Raw genomic sequence first — 24,618 nt, 5'->3', positions numbered from 1 at the left:
GAGGCCCCGGGAACCGGTCCCCGAGGGCAGGGGGCTCGACGGCGGCCGGTGCGTCACGAAGGCCTCAGGAGAGCGCGGCCAGCGCTTGCGCGGCGAGCAGCTGCTCCAGCGCCAACAGGGCCTGCGGGGTGTGCCGGGTGTCCAGCCGGACGGAGTAGAGGAAACGCGTCAGCTCCGGGTCGGCCAGTGGGCGTGCCACGACCTGGGTGACACCGCGGGGGAGTGCCAGCTGCGGCATGACGGCGACGCAGAGGCCCGCGGCGACGAAGCCCAGCACCGTGTTGAAGTCGTCCCCCTCGTATTCCAGGCGCGCCCGGAATCCCGGGGTCTTGGCGATCTGGGCGAGCAGTTCCAGGCGCAGCGCGGCCTCCGGGGCCGCGATCCAGGTCTCGGACGCGAGGTCCGCCAGGTCGATGACCTCGCGGTCGGCGAGGGGATGGCCGACCGGGACCACCGCCACGACCGGGTCCCGCGCGACCAGCGTCCGGCGCAGCGTGCGGGGCGGCGGCAGCGGTATGAAGTCGTAGTCGTAGGTGAGGGCCAGGTCCATGTCTCCGCGCTTGAGACGGACGTAGCCCGTTTCGGGCTCCAGCTGGGAGAGGCTGACCTGCACGTCGGGGTAGGTCGCCTGCAGCTGCGCCAACGCCTTCGGGACGATGCCGGTGGCGGCGGACGCGAAGGCGCCCAGCCGGATCCGTCCGGCCGTGCCGGCGCGCATGGCGTCGAGTTCCACGGACGCCGCCGCCAGTGCGGTCCTGACCCCCTGTTCGGCGTCGAGCAGGACCTGGCCGGCCGGGGTGGGCCGTACGGGCCGGCGTTCGAGCACCCGGAGACCCGCGCGGCGTTCGAGTTCGGCGATCTGCTGCGAGACGGCGGGCGCGCTGTAACCCAGCTCGCGGGCCGCGGAGTTGAAGGAACGGTGGCGGACCACCGCTTCGAGAGTGGCGAGCAGGCGGGGGTCGAGCTTCTGCATCGAGTTAACGCTCACTTATCTGTCGCGAAGACGTCGTTTCTTGTGCTCGGAGGTGAACGGCAGCAGGATTCTTGCTTGCGGCCCGGACGCGCAAGTCTCCGCCTCCGCGCCGTGGCCGATCGCCATCGCGGGCGCATCCGTGCGCCGCCGCGCCGTGCACCCCCTCCTCCACAGCCCGCCGGCCTGCCCGCCGGCCTCTCCGCCGGCGTGCGCCGGGCCGGCGGGCTGTGGAGGAGACGGCCGTCGACCGCCGGTTCCAGCCCTGTAAGGACGTGGGATGCGCACACCGCTCATCGGACCCACCGCCGACCTCACCGACGCCCGGTGGGGCGGGCGGGAGCACGAGGCACCGTTTCGCCGTGGGCGTGCACTGGCGCACCGGGCCGGGGTCCGGCTCGGTGGTGGTGTACGCACTGATGAACGCGGCCAGGTCCACGAAGGCCGGTCCGGGGCGGCTTCCGGCGGGGGAGCGTCAACAGAAGTTCACCTCAGGGGAGTTGTCCCGGTGGCGAGGGGTCTTGACAGCACCGCGCGGCACCCCGCAGGATTCAGCCCGTGAACCTGTCAGACAGCCAGACAGCCAGTCCGATGCCCCGGCGTGTGAGTGCCATGGAAGCGGTGTTCGGCCACCTCCGCGGTGCCATCGAGCGCGGCGAGTACGTGGTGGGGGACAAGCTCCCCTCCGAAGCGGAGCTGTGCCGCACCCTGGAGGTCAGCCGTCCCGTGCTGCGGGAGGCCCTCCGGGCGCTCCAGACCATGGGACTGACCGTCTCGAAGACCGGGAGGGGCACCTTCGTGGTGGCGAACACGGTCGAGGACCCCACCTTCGGGGACTACGCTGCCCGCGACCTCCTGGAAGTCCGCCGACACGTCGAGATTCCGGTGGCCGGGTACGCGGCGCTGCGCCGCACCCCGGAGGACCTGGACCACCTGGCCCATCTGCTCGACCGGATGGAGCGGGAGACCGACACCACGGCGTGGGTCGCACTGGACACCGTCTTCCACCTGGCGGTGGCCGAGGCCTCCGGCAACCCGGTCTTCCGCCGGGTCATCGAGGAGATCCGCGACGCACTGGCGCGTCAGTCGGCCTTCCTCAACGAGTTGGGCGATCGCCGTGAGCAGTCCAACTGCGAGCACCGGGCGATCGTCGAGGCGCTGGCCGACGGTTCCGAGCCGGACGCGGTGGAGGCCATGTCCCACCACCTGCGCCGCGTCGAGGCGACCCTCACCGACATCGTGCGCCCCCAGCGCGCGGACACCCCGACAGAAGGCAGACCCGAGGCGTGAGCGAGCAATTCCTCAAGGATGAGAAGCGCCCCTCCACCCGTCACGTCGACGCCGGGGACACCGGCTACAGCAAGTCCCTGAAACCCCGGCATGTCAGCATGATCGCCATCGGCGGTGCCATCGGCACCGGGCTGTTCCTCGGGGCCGGGGGCCGTCTCGCCCAGGCCGGCCCCTCGCTGTTCGTCGCCTACGCGGTCTGCGGCCTCTTCGCGTTCCTCGTCGTACGCGCGCTCGGCGAACTCGTCCTGTACCGGCCGTCCTCCGGAGCCTTCGTCTCCTACGCGCGGGAGTTCCTGGGCGAGAAGGGCGCGTACACCGCGGGCTGGATGTACTTCCTCAACTGGACCACCACCGGTATCGCCGACATCACCGCGGTGGCCACGTACACCCACTACTGGCACCTGTTCTCCGACGTCCCGCAGTGGGTGATCGCGCTCGTGGCCCTGGCGGTGGTCCTCACCGTCAACCTCATATCGGTGCGGGTCTTCGGTGAACTGGAGTTCTGGTTCGCCATCGTGAAGGTCAGCGCGCTGGTCGTCTTCATGGGCATCGCGGTCTTCCTCCTGGTCACCCGGCACCCGGTGGACGGCGCCGTGCCCGGCCCCTCCCTGATCACGGACAACGGCGGCGTCTTCCCCAACGGTCTGCTGCCGATGCTGCTGATCATCCAGGGCGTCGTCTTCGCCTACGCCTCCGTCGAACTGGTCGGCGTCACCGCGGGCGAGACCGAGAACCCCGAGAAGATCATGCCGAAGGCGATCAACTCGATCATGTGGCGGGTTGGCCTGTTCTACGTCGGTTCGGTGCTGCTGCTCTCGATGCTGCTGCCGTGGGACAGGTACACCGCGGGCCAGAGCCCCTTCGTGACCGTGCTCTCGCACATCGGCGTCCCGGCGGCCGGCAGTGTGATGAACCTGGTGGTCCTCACCGCGGCGATGTCCTCGCTCAACTCCGGTCTCTACTCCACCGGCCGCATCCTGCGCTCCATGGCCGTCAGCGGTTCCGCCCCGCGCTTCACCGCCCGGATGAGCCGCAGCCAGGTGCCCTACGGCGGCATCCTGCTGACCAGCGGCATGTGCGTCCTCGGCGTGGGCCTCAACTTCGTCGTGCCCGCGGACGCGTTCGAGATCGTGCTCAACCTCGCGGCGATCGGCATCCTCGCGACCTGGGGCATGATCATGGTCTGCCACCTCTTCTTCTGGCGGAAGACCCGGGCCGGCGAACTGACCCGCCCCGCCTACCGGTTGCCGGGATCGCCCTGGACCGAACTCGTGACGCTGGCCTTCCTCGCCACCGTCCTGATCCTGATGTACGCCGACGGCGGCGCCGGACGCACCACCGTGCTCTGCGTGCCGCTGATCGCCGCGGCGCTGGTCGCCGGCTGGTACGCGATCCGCGGGCGCCTCGCGCGCGCAGCCGCCGGGTCCGACGGCTGACACCGGCGGCGGCCCTCGACACCGGGACGGTCACGCCGACTGTCGAGGGCCGCCGCCGGCCGCCGGACCACCAGTGACCCACCACCGATCGAGGCAGTGATGCACAGAAGTTCCCTCGCGGACGCACCCGCGATCCGCGAACCCCGGCACGTCCCGGTCGCCCACGTCACCCGCGGCGGCGTGATCGAGGGCGTCCACCACGGTTCCGTCGTCGTCCTCGACCCAGACGGCGAAGCCCGGTTCGGGCTCGGCGACATCGAGGTCGCCTGCTACCCGCGCTCGGCCCTCAAGCCGCTGCAGGCGGTCGCCATGGTGCGCGCCGGGCTGCCGCTCGACGGCGAACTCCTCTCCCTCGCGATGGGCAGCCACTCAGGGGAGGAACGCCACCTCGCGGGCACCCGGCGGATCCTCGAACTGGCCGGTCTCGGCGAGGACGACCTGCGCAACGTCCCCGACCTCCCGTACGACCCGACGGTGCGGGACACCTGGGTGCGGGGTGGGCGTCCGCCGTCCCGTCTCGCCCAGAACTGTTCCGGCAAGCACGCCGCGATGCTCTACCTCTGCAAGCTCAACGGCTGGCCCCTGGCGACCTACCTCGACCCCGCACACCCGCTCCAGACCGCGATCGCCGAGGTCGTGGAGGAGCTCACCGGCCAGCTTGCCGCCCACGTCAGCGTGGACGGCTGCGGCACCCCGCTGTTCGCCGTCTCCCTGCACGGCCTCGCCCGGGCCGCCGCCCGCATCGCCACGGCGCTGCCGGGCACTGCGGAGTTCCGGGTCGCGGACGCGCTACGCGGCCACCCGGAGATGGCGTCGGGGACCGGACGCGACACGGCTGCGCTGATGCGTGCGGTGCCGGGGCTGCTCGCCAAGGACGGGTTCGAGGGCGTGCAGATCGCCGCGCTGCCGGACGGTCGCGCCATTGCGGTGAAGATCGCGGACGGGGCGAACCGGGCGAGGATCCCGGTGGTGGCCGCCGCCCTGGCGCTGGCCGGCGTCGACCCCGGCCTGCTGGTGGACTGCACCGGTGAGGCGACGGCGGGCGGCGGCCGGCGCGTCGGCGGGGTAAGGCCGGTGCCGGCCCTGGCGCCCCACGCCCTCGCCCGTCCCTCGTGACCGGCCCCGGCCCCACGACCACCCCATCTCAAGAGGAGAACCCGCAGACGATGTCGACCGCCACCCGGAGCGAACACGACCTGCTCGGAGACCGTGACGTCCCCGCCGACGCCTACTGGGGCGTTCACACCCTGCGCGCCGCCGAGAACTTCCCCATCACGGGCACGCCCGTCTCCACCTACCCGCACCTGATCGACGCCCTCGCCGCCGTCAAGGAGGCCGCCGCCCTCGCCAACGAGGAACTCGGCCTGCTGGAGCCCCGGAAGGCCGCGGCGATCGTTGCCGCCTGCCGGGAGATACGCGGCGGGAAGCTGCACGACCAGTTCGTCGTCGACGTCATCCAGGGCGGCGCCGGGACCTCGACCAACATGAACGCCAACGAGGTCATCGCCAACCGGGCGCTGGAGTTGATGGGACGTGCCAAGGGCGAGTACTCGTACCTGCACCCCAACGAGGACGTCAACCTCGGCCAGTCCACCAACGACGTCTACCCGACCGCCGTCCGGATCGCCACCGTCTACGCGGTGCGTGGTCTGCTCGACGCGATGGCCGTCCTCCAGGACGCCTTCGCCCGCAAGTCCGTCGAGTTCCGCGACGTCCTGAAGATGGGCCGCACGCAGTTGCAGGACGCCGTGCCGATGACCCTCGGCCAGGAGTTCTCGGCCTTCGCGGTCATGCTGGGCGAGGACCGCTGCCGGCTCGCGGAGGCCGTCGAGCTGCTCCACGAGATCAACCTCGGTGCCACGGCGATCGGCACCGGCCTCAACGCTCCGGCCGGGTACGCCGAGGCTGCCCGTCGCCACCTCGCGGACATCTGCGGGCTGCGTCTGGTCACCGCCGCCGACCTGGTCGAGGCCACCCAGGACTGCGGGGCGTTCGTGCAGATGTCCGGCGTGCTCAAGCGCGTCGCCGTCAAACTGTCGAAGACCTGCAACGATCTGCGGCTGCTGTCGTCGGGGCCGCGCGCGGGGCTGGGCGAGATCAACCTGCCGCCGGTGCAGGCAGGTTCGAGCATCATGCCCGGCAAGGTCAACCCGGTGATCCCGGAGGTCGTCAACCAGGTCGCCTTCGAGGTGATCGGCAACGACGTCACGATCACCATGGCCGCCGAGGCGGGCCAGCTCCAGCTCAACGCCTTCGAGCCGATCATCCTGCACTCGCTGTCGAAGTCCGTGACCCACCTGCGCGCAGCCTGCCTCACCCTCGCGGAACGCTGCGTGGCCGGCGTCACGGCGAACACCGAGCGACTGCGCGCCACCGTCGAAAGCTCCATCGGCCTGGTGACCGCGCTCAATCCGCACATCGGGTACACGGCGGCCACCGACATCGCCAAGGAGGCCCTTGCCAGTGGCAGGGGCGTGGCCGAACTCGTGCTGGAGAGGGGGCTGCTGCCGGCCGAGCGGCTCGCCGCCCTGCTGCGGCCCGAAGTGATCGCGGCCAGCGGCGTTCCCACGGCCTGACGGACAGCGCCGCGGACGGGCCGCGCGGCGTGCCGCCGCACCGGGGTTCCGGGGGGTCCGGGACTCTGGGGTTCCGGGACTCTGGGGGTTCCGGTGCGACGGCACGCCTTTCGACACCGGTCAGGGGTGACCGGCCATCGCCGGGATCCGAGCCGTACGGCCTCCGGTGTCCGGGCGTCGTGACCTTCGGTCAGGGCACCACGACCAGCTTCCCGCGGGTGTGACCGGTGCGGCTGGCGTCGAAGGCCTCGGCCGTCCGCTCCAGCGGATAGGTCCGGGCGACCTCCACGGTCAGCGCGCCGCGGTCCACGACCGCTGCCAGTTCGGCCAGCTTGGCGCCGTCCGGGCGGACCCAGATCCACTGGCCCCCGTGCTGGGAAACCTCCGGATCGGCGACGGAGACGTGCCGTCCGCCCTCGGCGAGGACGGCCAGCGTCGTCTCCAGCTGGCCACCGACCAAGTCCGCGACGGCCGACACGCCGCCGGGGGCCAGCGCACGCACGCGTTCCGCCAGGCCGTCCCCGTACGTCACCGGTTCGGCGCCGAGTTCGCGGACGAACGCATGGTTGCGCTCGGAGGCGGTGCCGATCACCCGGGCCCCGCGGTCGCGGCCGAGCTGCACGGCGAGACTGCCCACGCCACCGGCGGCGCCGTGCACCAGGAGGACGTCGGCGGAGCCGACGTCGAGCTGGTCCAGACAGCGCAACGCGGTGAGGCCGGCCAGTGGCAGTCCGGCCGCCTGGGCCCAGTCGAGCCCGGAAGGCCTGCGCGCCACCGCGGGCGCGGAGACCGCGACGTACTCGGCGAAGGTGCCGGCCTGCACCGCGTCCTTGCGGGCGTAGGCCATCACCTCGTCGCCGGGGGCGAACTCGGGAGTGTCAGGCCCGGTGCGGGTGACGACGCCGGCCACGTCCCAACCCGGGATGGCGGGGAAGACCGTGTCCATCATGCCGTCCAGGCCGCCGGCCATCACCTTCCAGTCGACCGGGTTGACGGAGGCGGCCCGGACCTGGATCAGCACCTGCCCGGGGCCGACCTTCGGGTCGGGCACCTCGCCGTACTGCAGCCGGGAGTTGTCCGGGGCATACGAGTCGTAGGTCACGGCGCGCATGAACTGACCTCCAGGGAAGTGGTGTTGCGGCCTCACGCACCGCCTCCGGCCGGGCGGGGTGCCGTCGGTCACGCTATGCCGGGAGTGGGTGCCCGGCATCTCGGCACCGCCCTCCGGCATCGGCAAGAACGGTCTGTTAACGCTAACGGAATCGTTGAATAAACCGCGAAACAGGGCAACAAATCTGCAGGCCAGCGAAGTATTGACTGCTCATAGACAGTGTTGACGCTCACATCATTCGCTCATACGCTCCCGGCGATGGATCCCCGTGGCCGTACTCCGATCGGAGCCTCGATGTCCGAGCCCCGCCCCCGCCATCCCTTCCTCCGCTCCACCCTCGTGGGCGCGCTCGGCGCGGCCACCGTGCTGGGCGGCCTGATCGGTGCGCCGAGCGCGCAAGCCGTCACCGCCCCGCCGAGCGCGCAAGTCGCCCCCGCGGCCGGGTCGTTCTCCGCGCTCACCTACAACGTGGCGGGCCTTCCCCAGGCGGTGAACAGCGCTTCGACCGAACGGCAGAGCAGCACCACCGCCATCGGCGGCCGGCTCGCGCCGTACGACATCGTGCACGTCCAGGAGGACTTCAACTACCACGCGGCGCTGTACGCCGCCGACTCCCACCCGAACCGCACGGCGACCAGCGGCGGGGCCGGCATCGGCAGCGGCCTCAACACCCTGTCCCGCCTCGGCTACGACACCGACGACTTCGAGCGGGTCAAGTGGAACGACTGCCGGCTGGACTCCGGTGACTGCCTCACGCCCAAGGGCTTCAGCTTCATGCGGACCCGGCTGGCCGAAGGCGTGTACACGGACTTCTACAACCTCCACACGAACGCGGGTACCGAGCCCGGCGACGAGGCCGCCCGCGCCGCCAACCTGGCGCAGCTCACCGGCTACATCAGGACCCATTCGGCCGGGAACGCCGTCGTCGTGATGGGTGACACCAACACCCGCTACACCCGGGCCGACGACACCATCGCGGGCTTCGCCGCCGACAACGGCCTGACCGACGCGTGGGTGCAGCTGGAGCGCGGCGGAGTGGCGCCGACCCGCGGCGCCGACCCGCTGCTGTGCGACCAGAACGCGCCCACCGACACCTGCGAGATCGTCGACAAGGTCCTGTACCGCAGCAGCGCGATGGTCACGCTCACCGCGACCTCGTACGCGAACAAGCACGCCGACTTCCTGGACGGCTCCGGCACGATGCTCTCCGACCACGACCCGGTCGCCGTGGGCTTCGACTGGAGCCGGAACCCGGCCTACCTGGCGAGCGATCAGTTCGGCGGGCCGCACGGCGACTTCTACGACGACGTCGACCGCGTCCCGGCCGGCGCACGGGCCACCACGGTCAGCCTGCGCAGCGGCACCCGGATCGACCAGGTCGGACTGACCCTCGCGGACGGCACCTCCCTCACCCACGGTGGCTCCGGCGGCACCGCCTCCTCGCTCACCCTGGGCAGCGGCGAGTTCGTGAACTCGGCCACCCTCTGCCAGGGCTCCTACGGCGGGCACACCCGCATCTTCCACGCCTCGTTCGGCACCAACCTGGGCCGTACCCTGTCGGGTGGCACCGGCACCGCCGACTGCGTGACCCGCACCGCGCCGGACGGCTGGCAGTTCGCCGGGTTCCACGGGCGCGCCGGCGACGAGGTCGACAAGCTCGGCTTCCTGTTCACCCGCCGCTGAGCCCCTCCCGCACCGCTCCTCACCTCCCCGGCCCGGGCCGCCACCCGGGCCGGGGAGCCCCTCCCGCACACCACTGCGCCCGCCGGGCGCAGGTCTTGCCCGGCAGCGAGTCGAACACCACGGAACGCGTCGTCGAAAGAAACGCTTTGTGGATACCGGTATTCGATCTATACCGTCGCCCGATGATCATCTCCGAAACGGTAGTCCGCCGTGTGACGGCCCGCCATGGCCGCTTCGTCGCGGCGATCGTCATCGACGCGATCGGCACCGGGGTCTTCATCCCCGTGACGATGCTCTACTTCCTGGCCACGACCTCGCTGACGCTGGTGCAGGTGGGCGCGGCACTGACAGCGGGCGGACTGCTCGCCCTCCCCGCGGGCCCGCTGGTCGGCGGCCTGGTCGACCGCTACGGCGCCAAGCCGGTGCTGCAGGCGGCGAACCTGGCCCAGGCGCTCGGCTTCGTCGGCTACTTCGGCGTGGATCGGCCCTGGCAGATCGTGGCCTGCGCGTGGCTGAACAGCGCCGGCCGAGCGGTGTTCTTCGGCTGCTACGGCGTGACCGTCACAGCACTGGCCGCACCGGGCGAACGCGAGCGCTGGTTCGGTGCCCTCGGATCCATACGCAACCTCGGCTACGCGGTCGGCGGGCTGGTGTCCGCCGTCGCCGTGGGTATCGGCACACGCGGTGTGTTCAGCGCGATCGTGGCCGTCAACGCCCTGTCGTACGTCGCCGCCTTCGTCCTCATGCGGGCGGTGCCGAACGTCGTGCCGGAAGCAGCGGCCCGGGACGCCGCCGGAGGCTGGCGGCGAGTGCTCCGGGACCGGCGGTACCTGGCGGTCGTCGCGCATCAACTGTGCTTCGCCATCTCGCTGTTCGCCCTCAGCATCGCGATACCCGTCTACGCGGTGCACATACTGGGCCTGCCGGGCTGGACAGCGGGAGCGGTCTTCACCCTCAATACTCTGATAGTCGGCTTCGGTCAGAGCTTCGTCGTCAACCGACTCGGCGGACGAACCCGCAGTCACGTCCTCATCGCAGGCCATGCCGCCTTCACCACGGGCTACCTGCTGTTCCTCGCCGCCGACCACGTGACCGCGGCCGCCCTTGCGATCGCCGTTGTTCTTCTCGGCGCGGGGGTCTACACATTCGGCGAGGTCTTCGGCGGCGCCATCACGTCGACGGTCGCCGCGGAAGGCGCCCCGGACGCCCTCCGCGGCCGCTACCTGGCCCTGAACCAATTCGCCGTGACAACCGCGGGAGCGGTGGCCCCGATGACGCTTTCGGGCTTGCTCTCCACCGGGCCGACAGCGATCTGGCTGGCGCTGATCGGCGTCAGCGCCCTCGGCGCAGTGCTCGCCGGCGTGATCGGCAGGACCGTGCCGGCGGCGCAGGTCCGCATCGGGACCACCTGACCGCGCACGCTCGCGAACTGACCGTCCGAAGCGCGGCGAGCGGTCCGGCAGCAACGGTTCGATGCGCGCCCACCGCGCATCACGCAACCCCACTACCGGACCGACGACGCTCCGGCAGCCCTTCCCCGTCCCGCTCCCCTCACTCTCCCGGTTCCGTTGCTTCAGCCGCCAGTTGCTGCCGGAGCGGGCGGTCGCGGGTGGAGGGTCGCGGTCACAGGCGCAGCAGGCGGCGGGCGTTGCCGGAGGCGATCTTCTGCTTGTCGGCGTCCGGGAGGCGGGTGCGTTCGAGGGCGCTGACGGCTGCGTCGGTCCGCTCGTAGGGGTAGTCGACGGCGAACAGCACGTTGTCGGCGCCGAGCACGTGCACGAGTGCTTCGATCGCGGCCGGGGAGAGCACGCCGCTGGTGGTGGCGAGCACGTTCGTCCCGAAGTACTGGGAGGGCTTGCGGCGCAGCGGCCGGGGGACGGTGACGGTCGCGTAGCGCGAGTCGAAGCGGGAGAGCTGGAAGGGGAGGAACTCGCCGGCGTGGCCGAGGATCATCGTGGTGTCCGGGTGCCGGTCGAACACCCCGGACATGATCACGCGCATGGCGTGGCCCCCGGTGGCCGCCTGCCAGCTCCACAGGGCGCCGTCGAGTTCGGGGTGGGCGTCGAGCACGTGCCAGCGGTCCGCGGGCGGCATTCCGGGGTGCAGGTAGAGCGGGACGCCGAGTTCGCCGAGCGTGGCCCAGACGGGGTCGAAGGCGGGGTCGTCGAGGTAGCGGCCCTGGATGTGGTCGTTGACGAGCGCGCCCTTGAAGCCGAGCTGTTCGACGCTGCGGCGCAGTTCGGTGACGGCGGCGGCCGGGTCCTGAAGCGGGAGCGCGGCGAAGGCGGCGAACCGGCCGGGGTGGGTGTCGACGAGTTCGGCGAGGTGGTCGTTGACGTAGCGGGCGTTGTCCACCGCGCGGGTCGGGTCGGGGTCGGCTTCGATGCCGGGGACGGTGAGGGAGAGCACCTGCAGGGCGATGCCGTTGGCGTCCATGTCGGGCAGCCGGAACCGGGTGACGTCGGGCAGCCGTGCGGCCATGTCGGCGAGGAAGGCGGGCTGGAGGTTGTCGGGGACCGGGAACGGCGGCCGTCGGTCGGCGAGGCCGGGGATCGCGATGGCCTCCTCGACGGCGATGTAGCCGCGCATCAGGCGTGTCCTACCGGGACGAGGATGCGCGCGCCGTGGGCCGGGCGTTCGGCCTCGTCGAGCATCGGCGCGGCGACGGTGGCGCGGGAGGCGTGCGGCGGTAGGAGGGGGGTGGCGTAGTCCTCCAGCGGGACGGTGCGGCGGCCGGTGCTGACGCCGCCGGCCCACAGGTCGGGGAACGCGGCGGGCTCGGTGACGTCGGCTCGGCGGACCTCGACGGCCGGCTGCCGCTGTCCGGGTACCGGGTGGGTCTGCGGACGGTTCTGCGGGTGGGCTTGGGGGCGGCGGACCAGGGCGACGACCTCGTGCCCGCGTCCGAGGGCCTGCTCGACGGCGAGGCGTCCGACCCTACCGGTCGCCCCGAGTACGGCGATGCGCATGCTTCCTCCCGATGACTGAACACCTGTTGGCTACTTAAGTGAACAAGTGTTGGTAACTGCTGTCAAGGCGCGAAGAGAGCAGCGGGAAGGGCGTGTTGGAGGTGCGTGCGGGGCCGGCGGTAGAGTGGGCGACCGTTGCCGAACGCCGGGAGGACGCCTGTGAGCAGCGAAGACGCCGCCCCCCGCCGACGGAACCCGCGGGGACAGGGGCAGGCCCTCAGGGCCGAACTGGTGGCCGCCGCAGCGCGGCTGCTCGCCACGCTCGAACGCCCCGAGACGCTCACCCTCCGGCAGGTCGCCCGCGAGGTCGGCGTCGCCCCCGCGAGCATCTACGGGCACTTCCCGGACCTCGGCGCGCTCGTCCAGCACGTGCTACGGCAGCGCTACGACGAACTCGCGGCCGTGATGCGGGCGGCGGCGGAGGACGCCGACGGGCCGCTGGCCGACCTGGTGGGCCGGTGCGCCGCCTACGTGCACTGGGGGGTCGATCACCCCGGGGAGTACCGCACGCTCTTCGGCGGCGGGATGCCCGCCGCGCTGGTGCCGACGAACGCGCACGGCGCGGGAGAGGAACTGCTCGGTTCCGTCGTCGCCGCGCTGGCCGCCGCCAGGCAGGACCGGCCGGAGCACCCGCAGCACCGGGGTCGGCCGGAGGGTCAGGAAGACGAGGACCGTCGCAGTCCCGAGCAGGAGTGGCAGGCGGGCCTGCTGCTCTGGACCGCCCTGCACGGCCTGGTCGCGCTGTACAACGCGCACGGGAACATGCCCTGGCCCGACCTCACCGAACTCATCGCGCAGACGCTCGCCCTGCACACCGGACGGCCCGTGGGCGAGATCGCGGAACTCTCGCGGGCGTAGCACCCCTCGCGCCCCGGCCGTGGCCGGGCCCGCTGCTCGCGCGGGCCCGTTGCCGGAGCCTACGAACGCTCGCACCGGCCGCACCCGCCCGGCGCACCCTGCTGACCACGGCCGAATACCCGCCCCCACGGCCCCGTTCTGGCGCCCGTTCGAGCGGCGGGCCCAGCCGACCACCGTCCAGGCGGAACCGACCGACGATCCGTCAGGTGAATTTGGCCACCCAGAGATGCTGTCCGAGTCGGCGCCGAGCGCCGACCGCTCGCCACGGGAGGCGTCCCCGTGAAGAACACCCTCCGGACCGACAGACCCCTGGCCGCCATCGCCGCAGTGGCCAAGGGCCGAGGCAACGTCATACCTGGGTACCACAGCCTGACTTGGCTCCCCGGTATGACGGCTCGGGCCGCTTCTCGCCCGTACCGTCGGTGCCCGTGGCGCCGGACGGCGCCGGAACGAGGAGGATCAGCGATGAGCAGGCGCGGACGCGTCGTGGCGGCGGTGCTGCTGGCGGCGACGGTGACCCTGGGCGTGGCCGGCGCACCGGGCGCGGTGGCGGTGGCAGCGGAGGCGGGTCAGGGCAACGGGCAGCAGGCCCGCGCCGCGCTGCCGGGGCCCACCGGGCCCTACCCGGTCGGTACGACGGCCCTGCGGCTCACCGACGACCACCGGGACGACCCCTGGCAGCCCGGGCGGCACCGCGAGCTGATGATCAGCTTCTGGTACCCGACCACTCGGCCCGCCACCGGCTCCGACCGGGCGCCGTACATGGTGCCCGCCGCCGCCGAGCACTTCGGCAGCGCCGGCAGCCTCGCCCAGACCGAGCACCGTTTCGAGCCCGGCCGTACCGACTGGGCGGGGATCCGGACCCATGCCCGCGCCGACGCGCCCGCCCTGCCAGGGGGCAAGCGGCCCGTCCTGCTGTACGAGGCGGGCTTCGGCGACCCGCGGACCTGGAACACCGAACTGGTCGAGGACCTCGCCTCCCGCGGCTACGTCGTCGTCACCGTCGACCACACCTACGAGGCCTCCGAGGTCGCCTTTCCCGACGGCAGCCTGGCCACCTCGGTGATGCCCGCGCTGTTCGTCCCCGGCGCCGACATGGGCGCCCTCCTGCGCAAGATGCTGCAGAACCGGGTCGACGACACCCGCTTCGTGCTGGACCAGGTGGCCGGGCTGCGGTGCGACGGGCGGCTGCCGGCGGGTCTCGGCGCCTCCCTCGACCTCGACCGGATCGGCATGGTCGGCCACTCCGGGGGCGGTTCGGCCGCCCTCCAGACCATGCACGACGACCCGCGCCTCAAGGCCGCCGTCAACCTCGACGGCCCGCTGCACTTCTCCGGCCCGGACGGGCAGACCGGCGTCGAGCTGACCAGCGTGGCCGCGGACGGCCTCGACCGGCCGTTCCTGCTCATGGGCACCCAGGAACCCGACTCCGGCAGCTACCACCAGCAGCCCGGCTGGGCCGCCCTCTGGCAGCACAGCACCGGCTGGCACGCCGACCTCACCCTCACCGGCTCGCGCCACGGCTCCTACACCGACTCCGAATCGCTGCTGCCCCAGCTCGCCCGCCAGGGCGCGATCAGCCGGACGCAGCTGACCGAGGACGTCGGCGACGTCCGCCCCGACCGCGCGGTGCTCGCCACCCGCTCGTACGTCGCCTCCTTCTTCGACCGCTGGCTGCGCGGCCATGACGACCACCTCCTGGACGGCCCGTCCGGGCGCTTCCCCGAGATGGTGTACGAGCGGTAGCGGGCGCGCCCTCGACCCGAGCCGCCGCGCCGGGCCACGACACCACGGGAGACACGCCGGTCGCTGGACAGAGCCGTACGGCCGTCGGGTTCCCCGGCTCTTTCAGCGTGCAAGGCCTTGGATGCGCCAGTGTTGGAACCGGGTCTGGTTGCAGGGGTCGAGGTAGACCGGCTCGCCGGCCTTCACGTTCCCGTCCAGGCAGTCCCCGAAGCGGTCGTTGCTGATCTGCCCGCCACCCGCCTGCCAGGTCTGGGAAGGCGAGCAAGTGCAGGAAGCATGGAGGAACACCCGCTTGTCGACGTCGACATCGAGGCAGCCACCGCTCTTCCCGGTCGGGGATGAGCGTCACTGCGGGCGGATGATGACCACCGGGCAGGTGGCGTGCTGAGCGCAGCGCATGCTCACCGAACCGATCAGCGCGCGGGTGAAACCGCTGCGCCCGTGACTGCCCACCACCAGTACCTCGGCTCCCCGGGCTGCTTGCAGGAGGACGTCGGAGGGGTCGCCCAGCACCAGGCGTTCCCGTACCTCTACCGGTCGGTCCGGTCCGAGCACCTCGTCGAGTTCGTCGGCGAACCGCTGCTGGGCGAGATTCTCGTCGAAGGACGTGTCGACCACCGGCGCGGACCAGCCGTAGCGGCTCGGCGGTTCCCAGGCGCCCACCGCGTCCACGACCCCGCCGATGAGCGTCGCGTGTCGGATCGCCCAGCGCAGTGCGGCATACGACGACGGAGAGCCGTCGACGCCGACCACGATGCGGGGAGCGGAGTCATTCGCGTCCATCTGTACTTCACCGTCCTGTAGGTGCACCGTCCTGTAGGTGCACTGTCCTGTAGGTCGTCGCCCCTCCCACCACGGTCGGTGCCGTCCGCCGTCGCCGCCAGCACGGCCCGGCACCCGGGTGACGGCACAGGTGCCCGGCCGGGGCGGGGACCGTCAGGACGGGCCGGTGGCGAGGGTGCGGCACATCCCGTCGAGGGCGGACGGCAGCGGGGGTACGAGGCGTTGCCGCCGGCCGCCGGACAGGTCGCTTCCTGTCGGCTCGGAGCCGTGTCACTCGCCGGGCGAGGAGGAGCGGGTCGAGGGAGCCGGTCCGCCGCCGGTGCGGTCGGCCGGCAGCCGGCGGGTGAAGGGGAAGCCGGCCAGTGTGATTCCGGCGGCGGCCAGGACGCCGGCCTTGAGACCGTCGAGCTGCGCCGTCCGGTACGCCGAGACCACCGCGTCCGCTTCCTCCGGGGGGATCGGGGTCTGGGCGAGGGCGGCGGCGACCTGGTCGGCCGGTACGAAGTTGAGCCCCGACTCGATCCTGATGCCGGCCTGTTGACGGACCGCCTCCGAGACCGCCGGGTCCTTCGCGAGCGCGGCCGTGAAGGCGCTCGCCAGGGCACCGATCAGGATGGCGCCGATCAGTGCGGTGCCCAGGGACGATCCGAGGTTCTGGGCGGTGTACTGCAGTCCGCCGACCTCGCTGCGATCGGCCTCGCCGACGCTCGACTGCACCACGTTGCCCAACTGGGAGGCGAGCAGGCCCATGCCGAGGCCCAGGAGTGCCATCGACAGTGCGAAGGAGAGGCCGTTGAGTTCGGGCTCGATCGTGCCGAGCAGCCACAGCGTCGCGGCGAGGAGCACCAGCAGGCCGGCCCGCACCACGGTGCGCGGGGACGCGAACCTGCCCAGCAGGGGACCGCTCATCGCCGCGACGAGCATCGTGACCGACACGGGCAACAGCCTCAGTCCGGTCTGGAAGGCGTCCAGGCCATGGACAACCTGGAGGTAGAGCGGAATGGCGAAGAACAGGCCGAGCAGGATGACGTTCTGACTGAACAGCATGAACAGGCCCGAGCGCAGGCTCGGGATGCCGAACAGGCTGAACCGCACCAGCGGCTCCGCCCGGCGTACCTCCCAGGCGTGGAAGAGGACGAGCAGGGTCATGCCCAGTGCGATGACGAAGAGCGTGGGGGAGAACCCGAACACCGTGAAAGGAGGGTTGCGGGGACGGAGCCACCCCCAGGAACTGCTCTGCAGGACGGCGAGCACCACCAGGGCCAGTCCCGCGACCGACAGGACCACGCCGCCGAGGTCCAGCCGAGGCCGGTGCTCCGGCACGGGCTGCGGCTCGATCCACCGCATGAGGAGCAGGATGACCACGACGAGCACGACCTCGCCCGCGAACACCAGGCGCCAGGTCAGGTAGGTGGTCACCCACCCGCCGAGCAGGGGGCCCACGGCGATCCCCGCACCGGCGAGGCCTCCGATGACGCCGTAGGCGATGGCCCGGTCCCGGCCCCGGTAGGTGCCGGCCGCAAGGGCGGCGAGCGCTGGGAGGACCAGGGCGGCCCCGAAGCCCTCGATGATGGACCAGCCGAGTGCCAGCACCCACAGCGTGGGCGCGGCGGCGGTCAGCGCCGATCCGACGCCGTAGACGACGAGCCCGAGGCCGAACACGCGGCGGCGCCCGAACATGTCGCCGAGTTTCCCGCCGGTGATCATGAAGGCGGCCATGACCAGCGTGTAGAGGGTGATGACCGCCTGGATCGCCGTGACCTCGGTGTCGAAGTCGCTGACCAGTTGGCTGATCGACACGTTCATCACCGAGGCGTCCAGCACCATGAGGAACTGCGCCAGCCCGAGGACGTACAGCGGCTTCCACCGGTTCACGGCACCTCCAGGAGGGTTCACGGGCCCGCTCACGCGTTGTTCCGGCCACCACCGGCCGCGGTGGCGGCCGGGCCGTGGTCGGCGACGGCGTCGACGGTCACCGCTTCCACCCGGCCAGTGTCTCCGCACTCCGGGGGACCGGCCGCTCCGGGAGGCTGATCGGGTGTCGCCGGTCGGCGAGGGCCGCGGAGCGCCGTACGGGGCGTACGGGCCCGAGCGCCGTCCGCGGGCCGCCCCACCCGAGCGGTGGAAGTGGCCGCCGACCCCCGTGGCCGCCCGATCAGGTGGAGGCCAGGGCCTTGGTGGGGGTGAGCCGGGAGGCGCGGATCGACGGGTAGACGCCCGCCACCACGCCGACCAGGACGGCCCCGCCGATGCCGCCGAGCAGGACCTGGAGCGGGATGACCAGGGGCCAGCCCTGGTAGGTGGTGTAGCCGAAGGTCACCAGGGCGCCGAGGGCGGTGCCGGCGAGGCCGCCGAGCCCGGACAGCGCCACCGACTCGGCGAGGAACTGGCCCCGGATCTGCCCTCGGTTGGCGCCCAGCGCCCGGCGCAGTCCGATCTCCCTGCGCCGCTCCAGCACCGAGATGACCATGGTGTTGGCGACGCCGATCCCGCCGACCAGCAGGGCCACGCCCGCGAGGCCGATGAACAGCGCGGAGAAGGCCGTCTGGGTCTCCCGTTTCGCGGCCAGCGCGTCGGAGGGGCGGCTGACCTGCACCAGGCCCGGCTGCTGTGGATCGATGGTGGCGGGCATCACCGCGCGGACGGCTTCGATCTGTGATTCCCGGGCCTGGACGTAGATCACCGTCGGGTTGCCGTCGAAGCCCAGCTGGGTCCTGGCGGCGTCCCAGCCGACCAGGACCGCGCGGTCGATGTCCGGCGCCAGCGGCACCGGGGCGAGGATCCCGATGACGGTGAACCAGTGGTGGTCGATGTAGACCTGCGGGCCGGGCGCACCGGGCGGCAGCGTGGTGATGCCGAGCCGGGTCGCGGCCGCGGCGCCCAGCACCGTGGTGGGGAACTTCTCGGTGGCCGCGTCGAGGAAGCGGCCCGTCCGGACCTTGCCGTTGACGGCCTGCAGCAGGTTCAGCCGGCCGGCCAGGACGGCGAGGCCGTTGGCGTGGTCGGGGTCGATCCGGTCGGAACGCGCGACGCTGGTCTGCGTGTTGGCGACCGCGCTGGCGATGGTCACCGGGCCGATCCGGGCGACCATGTCGGGCGATTCGGGCGGGAAGACCACCGGAGGATTCTGGCCCGGGTTGGCCGTGGCCTGCAGCATGTTGGTGCCCAGCGCCGAGAGCCGCGCCAGCAGGGCCTGCTGGCTGGAGGCCGGGATGCCCATGACGATGATCATCGTGGCGATGCCGATGGAGATGCCCAGGGCCGACAGTGCCGCACGTGCCTTACGGGTGCGGATGCCCAGCAGTCCGAGGCCGAGCACGTCGGCCGGGGCCAGCCGGACCGGTTTCGTCCGGTCCGCGACGGATCGGTGAGTGCCGCCGCTGCTCATGCACCGGCCCCCGTCCGGCTGTCGGACACCAGGTGCCCGTCCAGGATTTCGATCCGACGCGGCATCAGTTCGGCGATGCCCCGGTCGTGGGTGATGATCGCGATGGTGGTTCCCTCGTCGTTCAGCTTGGTCAGCAGGGCCAGGACCGCTCTGCCGTTGGCCGTGTCCAGGGCGCCGGTGGGCTCGTCCGCGAGCACCAGCGCGGGCTCGTTGACCAGCGCGCGGGCGATCGCCACCCGCTGCCGCTCGCCGCCGGAGAGCTGGTGCGGGCGGTGCCCGACGCGGTGGGCCAGACCGACCCGGCCCAGCGCCTCCAGTGCGAGCGGGGCCCGTCGGCGGCGGGGCACTCCCGCGTAGAGCAGTCCGGTGGCGACGTTCTCCACGGCGCTGAGCCCGTCGGTGAGGTGGAACTGCTGGAACACGAAGCCCAGCCAGCGTCCGCGCAGCGCGGACAGCCGGCGGTCGGAGAGCCGGGCGATGTCGTGGCCGCCGATCTCCACCGTGCCGCTGGTCGGCCGGTCCAGGGTGCCCATGATGTTGAGCAGGGTGGACTTGCCCGAGCCGGACGGTCCGAGGATCGCCAGCAGTTCGCCCTCGTCGATGGTCAGCGAGACGTCGTCCAGGGCCTTGACTCCGCCCGGATAGGCCATCCCGGCCCCGCGCACCACCAGCACCGGAGTCATGAGGTGGTCACCACCCGGGTGCCCGCCGCGATGCCGTCGCCGGTGATGGCCACCATGCCCTTCGCGAACATGCCGGTCTGGACCCCCGCCAGCCCGCCGTCCTGGAGCTGCACGGCGTATCCGCCACCGCTGAGCGCGAGCAGCGCGCCGACCGGAACGGCCAGCACCCCGGTCGCGGTCGCCGACACGAAGGCCACCTGGACGGTGGCCGAGTCGAAGTCCTTCACCTTCGAGGGGTCGTCGACGGCCACGGTCACATCGACCGTGGGCGGGGTGTTCAGCCCGGCGCCCGCGCCGGAGGCGCCCTTGGGGCTGCCCTGGACGGCCGTGCCGATGCCGGCGACGGTGCCCGGTGCCGTCGAGCTGTCGGGCAGGCTGACGGTGACCTTGTCGCCCTGCTTGATCGAACCGACATTGACCGGATCCACCGGCACGGTCACCGCCTTGTCGGTCGGCGTGACCGACATCAGCGCCCCGGCCCCCTGCCCGCCGAGCTGCGCCTGCAGGGCGCCGACCCGGATCGCGCCCGGCAGCACCACCACGTCGCCGATGCCGAGACTTCCGGTCGGGGGCAGGCCGGCGTCCTTCTGCCAGTGCTTGACGGCGGCGATCAGGGAGGCGGTGACGACCCCGTCGCCCGATCCCACCGTGACCTTGGTCGGCGCCGCCGGCGTGCTGCCGCCGGCGCTCGGGGCGGTGGGGGCGGCCGGCTCGCTGCCGGGCGCACCCGTGCTGCCCGAAGTCGGCCTCGTGCTCGCCCCGCCGGACGGTCCCGGGCCGGTCCCGGCGGCCGGCACCGCCGGTCCCGTCCCGTCCTTCGGCGGCGGCGTGCTGCCGCCGGGTGCCGGGTCGGGCACGGGCTGGGTGATCACCGTTCCGACCTTCGGCTGCGCTCCCACGTCGTAGCCGAGCGCCTGCAGGTTGCTCGCGACCACCTGGACGTCCCGGCCCACCAGGTTGGGCTTGTCGAGGGACCGGAACAGCGGGGTCCCGCCGTAGAAGAGCGGCACCGGCTGGTCGTTCACCCGGTACAGCTGCTGACCCCTGGTCACGGTGGTTCCCACGGCGGGGAGTGCGGTGACGATGCCCTGCTTGGCGCCCATCAGGGTCTGGGGCGTGCCGAAACCCAGGGTGCCGCTCAGGGTCTGGGAGTTCGACAGGTCCGTCCTGACCACGGCGACCGTCTGGACCGGTGCGCCGCTGCTCGCGGCCCCGGCCGGCTTCGGGTGGCCGCGGAGCGCCACCGCGCCCGCTCCGATCCCGCCGACCGCCACGACGAGAGCGACGATCACGGTCACGCGCCGCTTGCGGCTGCGCCGCGGGGGCGGATCGGTGGCGGCCACGTCGTCGATGCCGACGTGGCCGGCGTCAGTGCCCGTTGCCACGGAACGCCTCCGTCTTGCAGGCCGCGATCACCTGGGTCTGCTGCGCCTGGGGCATCGTCGGCTGCCCGTCGTAGCTCCACCCGCTGTTCCCGCTGCCCGGGGTGCCGTAGGCCTTGACCTTCAGCCCCTTGCCGTTGATGCAGTTGACCCAGGCGCTGAAATCGGTGCTGTAGTTCGGGTTGAGCTTCGGATCCATCTCCGGCGGCATCAGCGGCATCCTGGACTGGCAGGCCGTGAGGGCGGACTGGGGGATGGACGTCCCCGGCGGCGGCTGCTTCTGCATGGGCTGTCCGGCCGGGGCGATCCCGCCCGTCAGGGGGACTCCGTTGTCGCCCAGGCAGTTGTAGTAGCCGGTCCAGAGCTGGGCGTCGTGCTCTTGAGTGTCGTCCAGCCGCTGCTGGGGGCGATCGGCGGTGGACCCGGGGGACGGGGTACCGGAAGCCGCGCCCGCGGCCGGAGTGGTACCCGCGCCCGCGGCCTCAGCGGCACCCGCGGCGGGGGGTTCGGTGGGGCTGCCCGGAGGCGCGCTGCTCGCCAGCGAGGCCACCGCCGCGCCGGGTGCGCCGCTCTGCGCGCCCGGGCCGGAACCGCACGCCGTCAGCGCGGCCAGCGGGACCAGCAGCGCGGCGGAGAGGACCGCGGTCCTCAGTGGCAAGCGGTCCGGACGCTGGGAACGATCATCAGTTGACTTCGGCATGGCTGCGATGATCACCAACGGATGTTCGGAAGTTGTCAGGATGTTCTTCGATTCCGATGGCGTGGCCTGCCGCTCGGTCCACGACCGTGGAATCCGCTGGCTGATGGGGGCTCACGCCACCGGAAGGAGCACCGGACGGGCCCACCTATGATCGAAGACGTGAGTACCTATGTCCTGGTGGCCGAGGACGACCCGAAGCAGGCCGAACTGATCCGTCGCTACCTGGAGCTGGAGGGCCACACCGCCGCCGTCGTCCACGACGGACGCGCGGCGATCGACGAAGTCCGGCGGCGTGAGCCGGACCTGCTGATCGTCGATGTGATGATGCCCCGGGTGGACGGCCTCGACGTGTGCCGCATCCTGCGCCGTGAGTCCGAACTCCCCATCCTGGTGCTGACCGCCCGGTCCGCCGAGGACGACCTGCTGCTCGGGCTCGACCTGGGCGCCGACGACTACATGACCAAGCCCTTCAGCCCCCGGGAACTGATGGCCCGGGTGCGCGTCCTGCTCCGGCGCTCGCAGCGGTCGCAGGTCCGGGAGGCGCAGGACCGGGTGCTGCGGGTCGGCGAGCTCACGGTGGACCCGGACCGCCACGAGGTCCGGGTCGCCGGCGCCCTGGTGCCCTGCACGCCAGGGGAGTTCGAGTTGCTCGGCACCCTGGCCGCGCACCCCGAACAGGTCTTCAGCCGGGCACAACTGCTGGGTGGTGCAGGCGGGTTCGGCCACTACGTATCCGAACGCACCATCGACGTGCACGTCATGAACCTGCGCAGGAAGATCGAACCCGACCCCCGGAGCCCGGTGCGCCTGCTGACCGTCTTCGGCGTCGGCTACAAGCTCACCGACGGCACGGGCGGACGCCGCCATGCGCCGTAGGGTACCGCTGCGCAAGAGCCTGCTGGTCCGGCTGCTGGCCGCCTCGATCCTGGTCGCCGTGTGCTCGGTGGCGGCCACCGCCTGGCTGGCGGTGAACACCACGTCACAGGAGATCCAGCAGGAACGGGTCCAGACCCTCTCCGAGGACGCCGGCATCTACGAGACCCTGCTCGGCTACGCGGCGACCCACCAGGCCTGGGACGATGCCGGCCCCGTACTGGCGGACCTGGCGAAGCGGACGGGCCGTCACATCGCCCTGACCGACCAGGGCCGCCAGCCCCTGGCCGGATCCGCCGCCCCGCCCGCCTCGCCGGACCCGCCCAAGGCGTCGGCGGTGATCGACCCGCTCGCCGTCGACCGGACCCTGGCCCCGGGCGGTGGCACCACCCGGATCGACCCGCGCGCGGTGGGACCGTTCGCCCTCACCCCTGAGGAGCGCGCTCAGCTGCGTGCGGAGGCCGCCGCGACCGCCGACTGCCTGCGTACGCGCGGATTCGCCGCCGAGACCGGCACCGACCTGAGCGGCCGGCCGAACGTGACCGTCGCCGGACTCGCCCCCGACGACGGCAGCGCCACCTCCTGTGCCCTCCCACAGCTGTCCGCTCCCACCCCGAGCGAGCAGAAGGCGCTGAGCGGGCTCGGCGAGCTGGTCGACGCCTGTCTGTCGCCCGCGGGGCTGGGGCCGGTCAAGCTCGGCATCGGCCCCGTCGGGGTGGTGCCGAGCCCGAGCCCCCAGGGCCCTCAGGTGCGGAGCCCGGGGCACTCCCCGGGGCCGGCGGTCGTCCCGCCCGGCCCCGCGACCTCCCCGGCTGTCACGCCCGCCCCGGTGCCGAAGCCGAACGCCGGCAGCGCCGATCAGGCCGTGGTCAGCTGCATCGACACCAGCCGCCGCCAGCAGCTCGCCCCCTATGTCGCCCCCGCCGCACTGCTGTTCATCAGCGACAGCAACGGGACCACCACGCCCGCCTTCCACCTGACCCGGGCCGGCGCCCTGCGCATCGCCGGCGTCACCGGCCTGGTCCTGGCCCTGACCGTGGCGCTCTCCGTCCTCCTCGCCACCCGCCTGGTCCGGCCGCTGCGCGCGCTGACCGACGCCGCCCAGCACCCCACCGAACCGCACGCCCGCGTCCCGGTGACCGGCGACGACGAGATCGGCTACCTGGCCGCCGCGTTCAACGACCTCTCCGAACGCCGGGAGCGGATCGAGGAGCAGCGCAAAGCGATGGTCAGCGATGTCGCGCACGAACTGCGCACGCCGCTCAGCAACATCCGGGGATGGCTGGAGGCCACCCAGGACGGCGTGGCCGTGCCCGACGAGTCGTTGATCGCCTCGTTGCTGGAGGAGGCGCTGCTGCTGCAGCACATCATCGACGACCTGCGGGACCTGGCGGCGGCCGACGCGGGCAGCTTCCGGCTGCACCGCGGTCCCGTGCGGATCGTCGAGCTCCTCGACCAGGTCGCCGAGGCCCACCGGGCCCGGGCCGAGGCCGCCGGCGTGCGGTTGAGCGTGCTGCCCGCGGCCGGGGAGGCCGAGTTGGTGGCCGACCCGGTGCGGCTGCGCCAGGCCGTCGGGAACCTGGTGGACAACGCCGTGCGGCATACACCGAGCGGCGGAAGCGTCACGGTGGGAGCCCGCCCGGTGGGCGACGAGCTGGTCATCGAGGTGGCGGACACCGGCACGGGCATCGGGCCCGATGAGCTCCCCCATGTCTTCGACCGGTTCTGGCGCGCCGAGAAGTCCCGCAGCCGGCAGACCGGTGGCAGCGGTCTGGGGCTGGCCATCGTGCGCCAGCTCGCCGACGCCCACGGCGGAACGGTCGCCGCGGCCAGCGAACCGGGTGGGGGCGCGGTCTTCACCCTGCGGCTGCCGCTGACCGCCGAAGCGGCGGTAGCGCACGCGTCGGCGACCGGTGGCCGGGTCGGTGTGGAGCAGGAACGGGACCGTGGCGGTCCGGCGCGGTAGCGGGCTCGGGCGGGGGCAAACTCGGGACGGGACGGGTGATCTGAACGGCTGGATTTGAACGTTCAAAGTCGTGGGCCGGTAGGTGCGGACACGAACCTCGGGCCATGACTCTTGACCCATGTGACCGGTGACATGTGTCATTTCACATGCCGCACCGGGCGTCCGTCAATGGAAGGCGCACGGGCGGCTGTCACTTCGCCGTTC

At 72.3% G+C, this 24,618-nt stretch carries 20 protein-coding genes; 10 read left to right on the top strand and 10 right to left on the bottom strand.

Going from position 1 to position 24,618, the window contains the following annotated elements:
- Positions 1 to 64 precede the first annotated feature (64 nt).
- A complete protein-coding gene (locus ACZ3YL_RS05895) occupies positions 65 to 973 on the bottom strand; it encodes a LysR family transcriptional regulator (protein WP_188307314.1) in 909 nt (302 codons plus the stop codon).
- A 609-nt stretch (positions 974 to 1,582) separates the two neighbouring features.
- Here ACZ3YL_RS05895 and ACZ3YL_RS05890 point away from each other — a divergent pair.
- The 4 genes from ACZ3YL_RS05890 (at position 1,583) to aspA (ending at position 6,272) form a co-directional block, all read left to right on the top strand.
- Positions 1,583 to 2,260: a FadR/GntR family transcriptional regulator gene (locus tag ACZ3YL_RS05890; protein ID WP_188307347.1), complete on the top strand. Its 678-nt coding sequence runs from the start codon at positions 1,583 to 1,585 to the stop codon at positions 2,258 to 2,260.
- Positions 2,257 to 3,696, top strand: a complete 1,440-nt coding sequence (locus tag ACZ3YL_RS05885; protein ID WP_188307315.1) for an amino acid permease — start codon at positions 2,257 to 2,259, stop codon at positions 3,694 to 3,696. The genes ACZ3YL_RS05890 and ACZ3YL_RS05885 overlap by 4 nt, the downstream gene beginning before the upstream one ends.
- 99 nt (positions 3,697 to 3,795) lie before the next feature.
- Complete coding sequence (locus ACZ3YL_RS05880; protein WP_188307316.1) at positions 3,796 to 4,812, top strand: asparaginase; 1,017 nt, start codon at positions 3,796 to 3,798, stop codon at positions 4,810 to 4,812.
- A gap of 50 nt (positions 4,813 to 4,862) precedes the next feature.
- Complete coding sequence (gene aspA / locus ACZ3YL_RS05875; protein ID WP_465655713.1) at positions 4,863 to 6,272, top strand: aspartate ammonia-lyase; 1,410 nt, start codon at positions 4,863 to 4,865, stop codon at positions 6,270 to 6,272.
- A gap of 190 nt (positions 6,273 to 6,462) precedes the next feature.
- Here aspA and ACZ3YL_RS05870 read toward each other — a convergent pair whose 3' ends face one another.
- Positions 6,463 to 7,383, bottom strand: coding sequence for an NADP-dependent oxidoreductase (locus tag ACZ3YL_RS05870; protein WP_465655711.1), 921 nt, complete (start codon positions 7,381 to 7,383; stop codon positions 6,463 to 6,465).
- A gap of 294 nt (positions 7,384 to 7,677) precedes the next feature.
- On the opposite strand from ACZ3YL_RS05870, the gene ACZ3YL_RS05865 reads away from it, so the two are divergent.
- Both ACZ3YL_RS05865 and ACZ3YL_RS05860 read left to right on the top strand, forming a co-directional pair.
- The gene (locus ACZ3YL_RS05865; protein WP_465655709.1) at positions 7,678 to 9,066 is read left to right on the top strand and encodes a jacalin-like lectin; all 1,389 of its coding nucleotides are present in this window, start codon (positions 7,678 to 7,680) and stop codon (positions 9,064 to 9,066) included.
- 182 nt (positions 9,067 to 9,248) lie between these two features.
- Positions 9,249 to 10,478, top strand: a complete 1,230-nt coding sequence (locus ACZ3YL_RS05860; protein WP_465655707.1) for an MFS transporter — start codon at positions 9,249 to 9,251, stop codon at positions 10,476 to 10,478.
- A gap of 211 nt (positions 10,479 to 10,689) precedes the next feature.
- Here ACZ3YL_RS05860 and ACZ3YL_RS05855 read toward each other — a convergent pair whose 3' ends face one another.
- Complete coding sequence (locus tag ACZ3YL_RS05855; protein ID WP_465655705.1) at positions 10,690 to 11,655, bottom strand: amidohydrolase family protein; 966 nt, start codon at positions 11,653 to 11,655, stop codon at positions 10,690 to 10,692.
- Complete coding sequence (locus ACZ3YL_RS05850; protein ID WP_465655702.1) at positions 11,655 to 12,035, bottom strand: NAD(P)H-binding protein; 381 nt, start codon at positions 12,033 to 12,035, stop codon at positions 11,655 to 11,657. Before ACZ3YL_RS05850 ends, ACZ3YL_RS05855 begins: the two co-directional genes overlap by 1 nt.
- A 159-nt stretch (positions 12,036 to 12,194) precedes the next feature.
- On the opposite strand from ACZ3YL_RS05850, the gene ACZ3YL_RS05845 reads away from it, so the two are divergent.
- Together ACZ3YL_RS05845 and ACZ3YL_RS05840 are read left to right on the top strand one after the other, a co-directional pair.
- Positions 12,195 to 12,893: a TetR/AcrR family transcriptional regulator gene (locus tag ACZ3YL_RS05845; protein ID WP_465655700.1), complete on the top strand. Its 699-nt coding sequence runs from the start codon at positions 12,195 to 12,197 to the stop codon at positions 12,891 to 12,893.
- A 465-nt stretch (positions 12,894 to 13,358) separates the two neighbouring features.
- Positions 13,359 to 14,639, top strand: coding sequence for an alpha/beta hydrolase family protein (locus tag ACZ3YL_RS05840; protein WP_465655698.1), 1,281 nt, complete (start codon positions 13,359 to 13,361; stop codon positions 14,637 to 14,639).
- Positions 14,640 to 14,984: 345 nt separating this feature from the next.
- On the opposite strand, the gene ACZ3YL_RS05835 is transcribed toward ACZ3YL_RS05840, so the two are convergent.
- From ACZ3YL_RS05835 to ACZ3YL_RS05810, 6 genes are all read right to left on the bottom strand, one after another.
- Entirely contained in the window at positions 14,985 to 15,422 is a 438-nt protein-coding gene (locus ACZ3YL_RS05835; protein ID WP_188307324.1) for a universal stress protein, read from the bottom strand.
- Positions 15,423 to 15,692: 270 nt separating this feature from the next.
- Positions 15,693 to 17,297: an MFS transporter gene (locus ACZ3YL_RS05830; RefSeq protein ID WP_465655692.1), complete on the bottom strand. Its 1,605-nt coding sequence runs from the start codon at positions 17,295 to 17,297 to the stop codon at positions 15,693 to 15,695.
- A 280-nt stretch (positions 17,298 to 17,577) separates the two neighbouring features.
- Complete coding sequence (locus tag ACZ3YL_RS05825) at positions 17,578 to 18,810, bottom strand: ABC transporter permease (RefSeq protein ID WP_465655690.1); 1,233 nt, start codon at positions 18,808 to 18,810, stop codon at positions 17,578 to 17,580.
- Positions 18,807 to 19,493 carry an ABC transporter ATP-binding protein gene (locus ACZ3YL_RS05820; RefSeq protein WP_465655687.1) on the bottom strand — a complete coding sequence of 229 codons (687 nt, stop codon included), beginning with the start codon at positions 19,491 to 19,493 and terminating at the stop codon, positions 18,807 to 18,809. The genes ACZ3YL_RS05825 and ACZ3YL_RS05820 overlap by 4 nt, the downstream gene beginning before the upstream one ends.
- Complete coding sequence (locus tag ACZ3YL_RS05815) at positions 19,490 to 20,878, bottom strand: efflux RND transporter periplasmic adaptor subunit (protein ID WP_465655686.1); 1,389 nt, start codon at positions 20,876 to 20,878, stop codon at positions 19,490 to 19,492. Before ACZ3YL_RS05815 ends, ACZ3YL_RS05820 begins: the two co-directional genes overlap by 4 nt.
- Positions 20,862 to 21,533 carry a hypothetical protein gene (locus tag ACZ3YL_RS05810; protein ID WP_188307329.1) on the bottom strand — a complete coding sequence of 224 codons (672 nt, stop codon included), beginning with the start codon at positions 21,531 to 21,533 and terminating at the stop codon, positions 20,862 to 20,864. The genes ACZ3YL_RS05815 and ACZ3YL_RS05810 overlap by 17 nt, the downstream gene beginning before the upstream one ends.
- Before the next feature lie 201 nt (positions 21,534 to 21,734).
- Between ACZ3YL_RS05810 and ACZ3YL_RS05805 the strand changes: the two genes are divergently transcribed.
- Both ACZ3YL_RS05805 and ACZ3YL_RS05800 read left to right on the top strand, forming a co-directional pair.
- Entirely contained in the window at positions 21,735 to 22,451 is a 717-nt protein-coding gene (locus tag ACZ3YL_RS05805; protein WP_465655684.1) for a response regulator transcription factor, read from the top strand.
- Positions 22,441 to 24,414 carry an ATP-binding protein gene (locus ACZ3YL_RS05800; protein WP_465655682.1) on the top strand — a complete coding sequence of 658 codons (1,974 nt, stop codon included), beginning with the start codon at positions 22,441 to 22,443 and terminating at the stop codon, positions 24,412 to 24,414. The genes ACZ3YL_RS05805 and ACZ3YL_RS05800 overlap by 11 nt, the downstream gene beginning before the upstream one ends.
- Positions 24,415 to 24,618 lie beyond the last annotated feature (204 nt).

The sequence above is a fragment of the Kitasatospora sp. NPDC023176 genome (assembly GCF_055560495.1).
This window is presented reverse-complemented; position numbering and strand designations above follow the sequence as displayed.

Excerpts from the sequence above, each read along its gene's own strand:
- ACZ3YL_RS05890 (WP_188307347.1), top strand. The coding sequence starts at position 1,583 with ATGGAAGCGGTGTTCGGCCACCTCCGCGGTGCCATCGAGCGCGGCGAG.
- ACZ3YL_RS05855 (WP_465655705.1), bottom strand. The coding sequence starts at position 11,655 with ATGCGCGGCTACATCGCCGTCGAGGAGGCCATCGCGATCCCCGGCCTC.
- ACZ3YL_RS05860 (WP_465655707.1), top strand. The coding sequence starts at position 9,249 with ATGATCATCTCCGAAACGGTAGTCCGCCGTGTGACGGCCCGCCATGGC.
- ACZ3YL_RS05820 (WP_465655687.1), bottom strand. The coding sequence starts at position 19,493 with ATGACTCCGGTGCTGGTGGTGCGCGGGGCCGGGATGGCCTATCCGGGC.
- ACZ3YL_RS05865 (WP_465655709.1), top strand. The coding sequence starts at position 7,678 with ATGTCCGAGCCCCGCCCCCGCCATCCCTTCCTCCGCTCCACCCTCGTG.
- ACZ3YL_RS05895 (WP_188307314.1), bottom strand. The coding sequence starts at position 973 with ATGCAGAAGCTCGACCCCCGCCTGCTCGCCACTCTCGAAGCGGTGGTC.
- ACZ3YL_RS05825 (WP_465655690.1), bottom strand. The coding sequence starts at position 18,810 with ATGAGCAGCGGCGGCACTCACCGATCCGTCGCGGACCGGACGAAACCG.
- ACZ3YL_RS05800 (WP_465655682.1), top strand. The coding sequence starts at position 22,441 with ATGCGCCGTAGGGTACCGCTGCGCAAGAGCCTGCTGGTCCGGCTGCTG.
- ACZ3YL_RS05850 (WP_465655702.1), bottom strand. The coding sequence starts at position 12,035 with ATGCGCATCGCCGTACTCGGGGCGACCGGTAGGGTCGGACGCCTCGCC.
- ACZ3YL_RS05880 (WP_188307316.1), top strand. The coding sequence starts at position 3,796 with ATGCACAGAAGTTCCCTCGCGGACGCACCCGCGATCCGCGAACCCCGG.
- ACZ3YL_RS05870 (WP_465655711.1), bottom strand. The coding sequence starts at position 7,383 with ATGCGCGCCGTGACCTACGACTCGTATGCCCCGGACAACTCCCGGCTG.
- aspA (WP_465655713.1), top strand. The coding sequence starts at position 4,863 with ATGTCGACCGCCACCCGGAGCGAACACGACCTGCTCGGAGACCGTGAC.
- ACZ3YL_RS05840 (WP_465655698.1), top strand. The coding sequence starts at position 13,359 with ATGAGCAGGCGCGGACGCGTCGTGGCGGCGGTGCTGCTGGCGGCGACG.
- ACZ3YL_RS05835 (WP_188307324.1), bottom strand. The coding sequence starts at position 15,422 with ATGGACGCGAATGACTCCGCTCCCCGCATCGTGGTCGGCGTCGACGGC.